Source organism: Streptococcus sp. CL8.13, assembly GCF_049737895.1.
The window spans coordinates 1-1548 of sequence record NZ_JBKOTT010000133.1 but is presented as its reverse complement, the minus strand read 5'-3'; the positions used below and the strand labels follow the sequence as shown (position 1 = coordinate 1548).

Annotated in this window: 2 protein-coding genes and 1 pseudogene; all 3 read right to left on the bottom strand. The window is 41.1% G+C overall.

Going from position 1 to position 1548, the window contains the following annotated elements:
* A pseudogene (ssbA, locus tag ACLNCN_RS04655) lies at positions 1-303 on the bottom strand (single-stranded DNA-binding protein SsbA); the annotation flags it as partial.
* An 11-nt stretch (positions 304-314) separates the two neighbouring features.
* Positions 315-605: a 30S ribosomal protein S6 gene (gene rpsF, locus ACLNCN_RS04650; protein WP_001151786.1), complete on the bottom strand. Its 291-nt coding sequence runs from the start codon at positions 603-605 to the stop codon at positions 315-317.
* A 163-nt stretch (positions 606-768) separates the two neighbouring features.
* The coding region (locus ACLNCN_RS04645) for a Rib/alpha-like domain-containing protein (RefSeq protein ID WP_424844730.1) at positions 769-1548 on the bottom strand (780 nt) is incomplete at its 5' end.

The following is a 1548-nucleotide window of genomic DNA, read 5'->3' as shown; positions in this document are numbered from 1 at the left end:
TTGGAAATTCTCAGCCACGACCTCTGTCACGTAGACACGTTGTCCTTGCTGGTTATCGTAACTACGAGTCTGGATACGACCTGTCACCCCGATAAGTGAGCCTTTTTTAGCCCAGTTAGCAAGGTTTTCAGCCTGTTGGCGCCACATAACGACATTGATAAAATCAGCCTCACGTTCGCCATTTTGACTCTTAAATGTACGGTTTACTGCAAGAGTAAAAGTCGCAACTGCTACATTTGACGGGGTATAACGCAACTCAGCGTCACGTGTCATACGCCCTACAAGTACAACATTGTTAATCATAGTTTACCTTCTTACGCGTCAGTTTTGACGATCATGTGACGAAGAATGTCAGCGTTGATTTTTGAAAGACGGTCAAACTCTTTAAGAGCTGCATCGTCGTTTGCTTCAACGTTAACGATGTGGTAAAGTCCTTCACGGAAATCTTGGATTTCGTATGCAAGACGACGTTTTTCCCAAGTTTTTGATTCAACAACAGTTGCACCATTGTCAGTCAAAATAGAGTCAAAACGTGCTACCAAAGCGTTTTTAGCTTCTTCTTCAATGTTTGGACGAATGATATAAAGAATTTCGTATTTAGCCATTGATATGTTCCTCCTTTTGGTCTAATGACCCCATGACTTTGCAAGGGGTAAGTGAGGTTCGCTCACAATAAACTATTATACTAGAAAAAAATTTTTTACGCAAGTAAAAACACCGAAATAAAAAAAGAAGATGACGAATCATCTTCTCAAAAACTATAAGTTTTTAGTCTTCTTTTTTCTTGCGAGAAAGAAGTCCAAATCCACTAAGGGCTCCAAGAAGTCCAAGTGCTGCTAGGCTAGCATGATCTTCTGTACCAGTGTTAGGCAATTCTTTTTGACCTTCAACATATTTAGGTGTTGCTGGTTTAGCAGTTGTATCAGTTGCTACTGTTGCATCTGCTTGAGCTGGTGCCACTGGTTGAGTTTGATTTGGTGTTGCTGGTTGTCCTGGTTCTGCTGGAGCTGTTGGAGCTGCAGGTTGTTCAGGAGCAGTTGGTCCAGCGGGTTGTGGAGTCTGTGGTGTTTGTGGTGCTGGTCTGTAGTTGCTACCACCATTTCCACCACCGTTATATCCATCTCCATTATATGGATTAGTTTCTGGAATGCGTTTAGGAATTACCGTTACTGGGACGTCTACTACTACAATTTCTCCTGTTGGTAGTTTCACCTTCACTTTAACACTTGGTTTCACTCCTGGTGTTTCAGTTGTAGGGATTTCCCCAACTTCGATAATTTCAGCATCTTTTGGTAATTTAACATGACCTTTCACATCTTCTTTAGTGATTGGCGTTCCTACTTCAACCACGATTGGTGTTGCTGTAACAGTTTCTTTTGGTGTTTGTGGCTCTTCTTTACGTTCTACCACATTTACAACTGCTGGAACTTCAACTAATAGATTACCATCTTTATCCTTAACAACTACAATTACATTCTTCTTACCTGGTGTTTTTGTATCAGGTTGTTCTTTGAATGTAAATGTTGCCCCTTCTGGGAAGTCTTTAGG

Excerpts from the sequence above, each read along its gene's own strand:
- rpsF (WP_001151786.1), bottom strand. The coding sequence starts at position 605 with ATGGCTAAATACGAAATTCTTTATATCATTCGTCCAAACATTGAAGAA.